The sequence below is a fragment of the Algibacter sp. genome (assembly GCF_029245835.1).
Classification (GTDB): domain Bacteria; phylum Bacteroidota; class Bacteroidia; order Flavobacteriales; family Flavobacteriaceae; genus Algibacter_B.
The window spans coordinates 1-7,630 of sequence record NZ_JAQWOO010000094.1; the positions used below are offsets into that span (position 1 = coordinate 1).

Genomic DNA, 7,630 nt, shown 5'->3' on the forward strand with positions numbered 1-7,630 from the left:
TTTAAATTGCTTTAAAAAATCTTCGTTCAATAAATCTTCTGGTTTCATAAATGTGTAAAATTTAAAATTAATAAATAAAAAATCTCAGGCTAAATATTAACCTGAGATTTTAAAACTTACACAGTTTATGAGATACTGCCGTAATAAATTATACTTCAGGGGAACCTGAATGTAATTCCAAAAGCACTGATTGCATCAGTAAACAGTATCAAGGCTAAGGTGTATGATGGCAATGATAAGTTGTTGAACCTAACCCTAGCCTTGAGCACTCCAATCACTGGAGATATTGTTTTGGCAAGTGGAGCTGGCGTGTATGATAGTAAGGATGCTGGAACAAGAAATTACACAGTGTCTGGTATAACTCTAAGCGGAGCGGATGCAGACAATTATTTTACTCAAGGAGGTGTAAATACAAGTATCATGGGTACGGACGGAGAGATTACTCCACGAACCCTGATTGTAACTCCAAATGCAAACCAGACCAAGTTGTTTGGAGAATTAAATCCGGTGCTGACCTATAACTCAAGTGGAGCGCTATATCCAGAGATACCGCTCTTCAGTGGTTTGCTTAGTAGAGAGGCAGGCGAAGCAGTAGGTTCTTATGAGATCACACAAGGTAGCCAATTGATGAGAGATAATGGAGTCTTCTTGAAGGACAACTACGAGCTTGTGTTTACTTCGGGGTTAGACTTTACGATTAGCGCTAAATCGATTACTGATACAGATATAACCGTTGCATCTATCTCAGATTTGATTTACACAGGTCCAGGTCAAACACCAAGTCCAGAGGTAAAAGACGGCACAATATTGCTTGTAAAAGACACGGATTATGAGTTAAGTTACGCAGACAATACAAATGCAGGCAAAGCTACGATTACCATAACCGGTAAAGGAAATTACAATGGTAATAGAGTTGTTACTTTTAATATTTTTCCATCTTTACTTACAATCACTGCAGATGATAAGAGTAAGGAGTTTGGAGAGTTGGATCCTACGTTAACAATAAGCTATATAGGCTTTGTAACCGGAGAGGATCAGGAAGACTTAACAGGGACCTTAGCCATTGGTAGAGTTACGGGTGAGTTGGCAGGTAATTATGCTATTGAAGCTTCAGGCTTAACGTCAACGAACTATGCGATTACTTATTCAATAGGGAGATTTACCATTACGAGCAAATCGATTACGGAAGCAGATATTGCAATAGCTCCGATAGCAGACTTGGTTTACAACGGTTCTTCTCAACGACCTAAATCTATTGTAGAAGATGGGGCGAATACTTTAAAAGAGGGTAGAGACTATACATTAAGTTATAGTAATAATATTAATGTTGGTGTTGCAACTGTAACGGTTAGCGGAATTGGTAATTATAAAGGCGACACAGAAGTTAACTTTACGATTGTACCAAAGGTTATAAGTATTTTAATAGCAGATCAAGAGAAAGATTATGCCGCTCAAGATCCTGTATTCGTATTTACAGCAGATCCCGCACTTTTTGGTTCGGATGTATTTACAGGCTCATTATCCCGAGAATCCGGCGATGGCGTTGGAGAGTATTTAATAACCCCAGGTACGTTAAGTGCAGGAGATAATTACACTTTAGATATTCAGACCGATGCCATTTTTAGGATTATCAGAATCGATAGTGATGGCGATGGGGTTGCTGATGATATAGAAGAGATTGATGGTACAAATCCAACAGATACCTGTGATTTTGTGTTGGCAAGTCAAACATTTACACCAAGAGCAGTATGGAATGCGTCAGATTGTGACAATGATGGAGTAACAAATGTACAAGAGAAAATCGATGGTACCGATCCATTGAATCCAGATAGTGATGGCGATGGAGTGATTGATGGCACAGAGAAAACAGACAATACAGATCCGTTAGGTTTTTGTTCTTCAGTTCCATTTAGTGTTACGATGATGCAGGGTCAAGAGTTCTTATTGGCAGACTGTGATGGCGATGGATTGAGTAATGGCGATGAGATTGGACCAGATCCAAAACAACCTATTGATTCAGATGATGATGGACTTACGGATTATTTAGAGTTCAATAATCACACAAGTTCAATAGAAGATGATTTGGAAGTTTTCAATTTATTGACACCGAATAATGATGGTGAGAATGATGTATTTGTGATACGTAATATTGAGTTGTATCCAGAAAACACCTTAGAGATTTATAACCGTTGGGGTGTTAAGGTCTATAGTGTATCGGGATATGGACAAAACGGAATGTATTTCACGGGTATTTCAAATGGAAGAGGAGTCATCTCGCAATCATCATTATTACCCGCAGGGACTTACTTTTATATTTTAAGATATAATAAGCCAAGCGCAGGACATTTTAAAGATCGTAAAGGCTATTTATACCTAACCAGGTAATACTTCAAAAAAGCAATATAAAAGGAATAGATAAAATTAAAAAGAAATGAAAAAAATATTCACTCTGATTATTCTAATTTCATCAGGATTGAGTTATGCTCAACAAGATGCTCAGTTTACTAATTATATGTATAATACGTTGAGTTTTAATCCTGCTTATGCTGGTTCACGTGGTACTACTAGTATTTATTTATCACAGCGTTCTCAATGGATAGGTTTAGAGGGAGCTCCAAAAACGAATTCACTTTCATACCATGTACCAATAGGATCTTCTAATTTAGGTTTAGGTTTGAGTATTCTCAATGATGAGATAGGTCCAGTATTGGAGAATATGATATCATTAGATGTTTCTTATAGTATAAAAACATCATATGGTTATAATTTAGCTTTTGGATTGCGCGCCAGTGCTCATATGTTAAATGTAAATTTTAATAAGTTGAATATTTTTAATCCAGGCGATGTATTAGCTCAGAATAACATTAATAATAGGATATCTCCTAACATTGGTTTTGGTATGTTTTGGTATTCAGATAGAAGTTATTTAGGTTTTTCCATACCTAATTTGTTAGAGACCAAACATATCAACAAAGGCTTAAGATCCTCTGCTAGCTCTGTCTCAAAAGAACGTTTGCATTATCATTTTACGGCTGGTTATTTGTTTGATATTACTCAAGATATTTTATTTAAGCCAGCAGTATTAACAAAGATTGTTTCAGGATCTCCACTACAGGTTGATGTTTCCTCTAACTTTCAATTTTATGATAGGTTTACCATAGGAGCTTCTTATAGATTAGATGCGGCAGTGAGTTTTTTAGCAGGATTTCAGTTGAATCCTAATTGGTTTTTAGGTTATGGTTATGATTTTGACACCACAAATCTATATACCTTTAATTCAGGATCTCATGAGGTTTTCTTACGTTACGAAGTATTTAGAAATAATAATGTAAAAGCACCACGATTCTTTTAAAACAAAAATTAAAAAAACATGAAAACATATTTTTATACAATATAATTTAAACAATCAAAAACCGAATAATAAAATATTTTTGGTATCCTCAATAAAGTTCGAATAATCAGCATTTGGACTCACCAGAATACCTCTCTAATTATTCTTTGCTATCAATCGATATTAAATGATACGTTTATTACACATATATTTCAGTTATTACTTATCTAGCTTTTAATATGCTTACAGCCATTATTTTTGATCTTTTATTAGAGGTAAACATTTAATACCTAAATTTTAAAGATTTGAATGATAAAGAACAATTATATAATAGAAAAAATTGGTACGTCTTAAATGTTAAATCAAAAAATGAGTTTAAGGTAGAATATTACATCAACCAATTAAATAGTAAAACTATAAGAGCTTTTGTGCCTTCAAGAACAGAAATTAGGCAATTGAGCGGTGTAAAAAAAGAAGTAAGAGTCCCGTTGCTGCCTTCAATAGTACTAGTAGAAAGTAATGAGATAAATAAAAAGCTTGCTTTTCAAGTACCAGGGACTAATAAATATTTGTTTTTTCAAGGCAAACCAGCTTTGATTAAAAATCATGTTATAAACCAGTTGGTAGCTATCAGTTGTGACTTAAATGTTGAATATCATGAATTAGAAACGTTAGAAAAAGGATATACTAGTGATTTAAAGCTATATGGTTTTGAAGGTAAGGCCGGAACAGTAGAAAAAAAGTCAAAAACATATTGTTGGATTACAATAGAAGATTTAGGATATAAATTAAAAATAACGTACAATAAATAATTTTTAATTCAAATAAAAATCGGTTAAGGTCAATTTGAGATTTTGTATTGAAGTGGCGCCAAAAATGAATCTATTTTTAACCTAAAAGTTGGTTTAAGTTATTAGTATCTCTTTTCAAATTTTTTTATTTTTCATTATGTACATCTTTATTTTTAGTTTCATCCATTATATATATCCTTCTGTATTTTTTTTCTTTTTGTGTCAAAGTATAAAATTCACTATACTTTTTTTATAATGCTGCTTATATCAAGTCTTTTATTATTATTCCCTTTCTTATTGCCAAGAAAAAATAACTCATATAGGATTTAATGTTAAAAAAAATTAAAATTATCTAAAATGGATTATACAACTAAAGATTCTTGTATCCTTTGTGGTAAAAGCACAGAGTATACATTAAAAACCCCAATTGAAGAGCGTATAAATTATATTGAAACCGCAGGTCAATTATGTCAAGTTTGTAGTTTTGAGGTTTACGGGGAAAAGCGTAAACAGGTATGATTCGCAATAATACTTATCTTTTTTTTAAATAATTGTTATTGGTAATAACAGTCCTACAGATTTGGCAATTATAAATCGTTTACAACATGCAGGTTTTAAAATTATTCCCAAAATTAATTTTAAAGGCTTTAATCTAAAGAATACCTCTAGGCTCTGCCTTGTGGTCTAGCTGAAAAGTTTAAAAAACGCAGATTTTTTCAAAAGACTTTGAAAAGGTGTATTTTAGAGAAATAAGCGAACATATTTTAAAAAGGCATAATAAAAGCTTGTTACTTTATCATTTGTTTTCCCATTGAAATATCGAAAGGTAGTTATCACAAAAGTAATAGGAGAAGGCTTAAAAGATATTTGTTTGGAAACTTCAGAACGCTATGAGTTACATTTTGTAGAAATTGGTTATGAGTCTAATCACTTTCATTTTTTAGTTAAAAGTGTTCCAAATTATTCCGTTTCTAAAATCAACATTTTTAGCTTTAAAAGAGACCACTAAAAAATGGTCGATGCCTATTAGGAACTGGGGCCTTATTTTAAACCAGTTTTTAAATATATTTGATAAAAGGGTTCAACTATAAAAAAGTTAAACCCTCGTAATTTTAGTTTATACACTTTTTGGGATAGTGTCGGAAAATTATCCAAAATTAAGGGAAACTACTTTGGCTACCTCTGTCTGTTGTAGTTCTTTGTTAAAATATAGGAAATACTTTTCTAAGGTTAATAATTTTGGCTCTTGCCTTTTTGATAGGCCTTAAAAACCTTATTTAGCCCTTCAAGTGTCATGGCGAACACTTTGTAACTAGTCAGTTGATAACGCTTAAAAAAAAATCTATATAATAGTGACGGTATTGCGGGATAACTCCTACTGTGGGATTATCTTACGCTTACTGATGACTCCTTCTCTGTATAAAGTTTGAAAATCTGTTTTATTTCTCGCATATCTATTTGCTTGTTGTCCATAATACCTTTTTATAAAAGACATTTAAAGCTAAACAAACAGAATTGACTTTTAGGTATTGACTTTCTTCCGCTGTAGGTAGTTCACTTTCACCCACCCCACTATGCACTTTAATTTTCTGTAGGTGTCATAATTGTCATAATATATCCGTTTGAGCATTCAGATTAAACTACTAGAAATTCTTTAAATTGAATAGAAAGGCCTTATATTACTACACTGATTTTCTTAAATAAAATCATCATATTTATTATTACCGCCAAATAAAAGCAAATCTTCTAGATTGTTATAATAATTTACTAGATCGAAATATATACATAACTGCTTTTCTTTTTTTGAATACTTATCAATTATAAATATCGATTCCATTTTTTCAAGTGAATCTTTTTGCATTCTTTTTGCAATAAAATCATAATCATTGCAAACTAGTAATTTATCGACATGATTTAGTTCAAATACACGACGAACTGCGTTAAAATAGTTATTAGTATTATATTTAGTTTTTAACTTTTTTTTAATTATCTTAGACTCTTTTAAAAATGGTGTGGTTCTATTTTTTCTTTTCAAAATATCAATTATGTTATAATTTCCAAAACTAGTGTCACTCGAACATAAAGGAATTATTTCATTAAAAGTAGCATTTTCAATAAACAATTTATTTACATCTTTAAGAAAATTAGGGAAAACTTTATTGGATATAATACTTTCCCTTTTAAAATATAAAAGAGTATTGAAATTTTCAAATAAAGATTTTGAGTAATTTATTGCTATTTTCTTCACTTCTTCTTTTACTAAATCATACCTCTGCAATTGTCCGCTTTTTACAGCAGAGTCTATGGTATCATACATATTTGTTGTTTTATATTTCAGGTACAAGTCGGCTATTATTTTATCATATTCAATTTCATCAATATCTAAAAGATTTTGAATATCTAATTGAGAAAAGCCAATAGCAAAAGTTTTTAAAACAGCTGTCTCTACAAAGGAAGTTTTTATTTTTTTTGTATGTGATAAAACAATTTCTTGTTTGATTTCTTTCATGATACTAATTTTAATTTAATTTGAACCCCTAAAATTTTAACTAGTGAAAGCATAATATTATGAATGAAGCCCAAAATAATTAATAGAAATTTCGTTAATGCTTTTAGAAAATGTTTAAACAAGACCATAAAATCAGTAATGGAGGTATTCTTTAACATAAGAGAATTTTCTATTTGAAATAGGAATCATAATTTTTTTGTTTAGTAAACAGTATTGTCCTCCACCATCTTTTACAATAGTTTCCAAATAATCAACATTAATTAAGAAGCTATTATGCACTCTAATAAAATAAAGGGATTCAAACAATTTGTCGAAATGCCCTAAATTCTTACAAACTGCAATACTAGTCTTATCTACTAAATGTATAGATGTATATCTTCCAGATGATTGTAAATACATAATTTTATCAACAGACAAAACTTTCATACCTTCCTTTACGCTAACTGCAATATATTTCGGAGTGCTATTAACCATAACCTAATTTATTCGTTAAAAATAACTTGTTGAGCTATTTATTATTTTTGTTAAACAAATTTAAAAAACATTTTTTTTTTACGAGTGACTTTTAATGTCTATTTTACTAAAGTAATTAGAATTATTTTTATGTATTAATTTTTGTAATAATCGCATAAATTTTGTGTTAATCGCATTTTTTATGAGTTTTATGACTAATGATATGTTAAAACTGATTATTTTTTTTGAATTTTTGTAATATCTTCTAATGAACTCACTTGCGCCTTCTTTACCTACAATACCACAGTATGATGCTGAAACAACATCGGTACTAGGATGTAATTCTTTTGAATTTTCTAAAATATTATTAATATAACCAAGAGTTTTATTCTTTTAATACCTTAAATCACTAGTGTCCACTAAAAATTAAACAAAGTTCTTTGAAATTATTGTAAGTCTGTATTTTAAGTCTCATTTTGAAGCGTGACGATTTGAAATGAATATTATGTTCGTAATTCAAAATTACGAAAATGAATCAAGGCAAAT

Annotated in this window: 7 protein-coding genes; 5 read left to right on the top strand and 2 right to left on the bottom strand. The window is 30.7% G+C overall.

Features of this window, described 5'->3' with window-relative positions; genetic code table 11:
- Nucleotides 1-189 precede the first annotated feature (189 nt).
- The 5 genes from P8K68_RS14535 (at nucleotide 190) to P8K68_RS14555 (ending at nucleotide 5,131) form a co-directional block, all read left to right on the top strand.
- Nucleotides 190-2,385, top strand: a complete 2,196-nt coding sequence (locus P8K68_RS14535) for an MBG domain-containing protein (RefSeq protein ID WP_300252566.1) — start codon at nucleotides 190-192, stop codon at nucleotides 2,383-2,385.
- Nucleotides 2,386-2,431: 46 nt separating this feature from the next.
- Nucleotides 2,432-3,352 (top strand): type IX secretion system membrane protein PorP/SprF, encoded by a 921-nt coding sequence (locus P8K68_RS14540; RefSeq protein ID WP_300252548.1) that lies wholly within the window; start codon nucleotides 2,432-2,434, stop codon nucleotides 3,350-3,352.
- Between the two features lie 284 nt (nucleotides 3,353-3,636).
- Complete coding sequence (locus tag P8K68_RS14545; protein WP_300252551.1) at nucleotides 3,637-4,143, top strand: UpxY family transcription antiterminator; 507 nt, start codon at nucleotides 3,637-3,639, stop codon at nucleotides 4,141-4,143.
- A 336-nt stretch (nucleotides 4,144-4,479) separates the two neighbouring features.
- On the top strand, nucleotides 4,480-4,641 hold the full coding sequence (locus tag P8K68_RS14550; RefSeq protein WP_300252554.1) for a hypothetical protein: 162 nt from the start codon (nucleotides 4,480-4,482) through the stop codon (nucleotides 4,639-4,641).
- A 292-nt stretch (nucleotides 4,642-4,933) separates the two neighbouring features.
- Nucleotides 4,934-5,131: a transposase gene (locus P8K68_RS14555; protein WP_300252557.1), complete on the top strand. Its 198-nt coding sequence runs from the start codon at nucleotides 4,934-4,936 to the stop codon at nucleotides 5,129-5,131.
- A gap of 687 nt (nucleotides 5,132-5,818) precedes the next feature.
- On the opposite strand, the gene P8K68_RS14560 is transcribed toward P8K68_RS14555, so the two are convergent.
- Together P8K68_RS14560 and P8K68_RS14565 are read right to left on the bottom strand one after the other, a co-directional pair.
- Nucleotides 5,819-6,631 carry a hypothetical protein gene (locus P8K68_RS14560; RefSeq protein ID WP_300252560.1) on the bottom strand — a complete coding sequence of 271 codons (813 nt, stop codon included), beginning with the start codon at nucleotides 6,629-6,631 and terminating at the stop codon, nucleotides 5,819-5,821.
- A gap of 132 nt (nucleotides 6,632-6,763) precedes the next feature.
- Nucleotides 6,764-7,105 (bottom strand): LytTR family transcriptional regulator DNA-binding domain-containing protein, encoded by a 342-nt coding sequence (locus P8K68_RS14565; RefSeq protein ID WP_300252563.1) that lies wholly within the window; start codon nucleotides 7,103-7,105, stop codon nucleotides 6,764-6,766.
- Nucleotides 7,106-7,630 lie beyond the last annotated feature (525 nt).

Bases quoted from the DNA above. Each gene is read 5' to 3' on its own strand.
- P8K68_RS14565 (WP_300252563.1), bottom strand. From the start codon at position 7,105: ATGGTTAATAGCACTCCGAAATATATTGCAGTTAGCGTAAAGGAAGGT.
- P8K68_RS14550 (WP_300252554.1), top strand. From the start codon at position 4,480: ATGGATTATACAACTAAAGATTCTTGTATCCTTTGTGGTAAAAGCACA.
- P8K68_RS14560 (WP_300252560.1), bottom strand. From the start codon at position 6,631: ATGAAAGAAATCAAACAAGAAATTGTTTTATCACATACAAAAAAAATA.
- P8K68_RS14540 (WP_300252548.1), top strand. From the start codon at position 2,432: ATGAAAAAAATATTCACTCTGATTATTCTAATTTCATCAGGATTGAGT.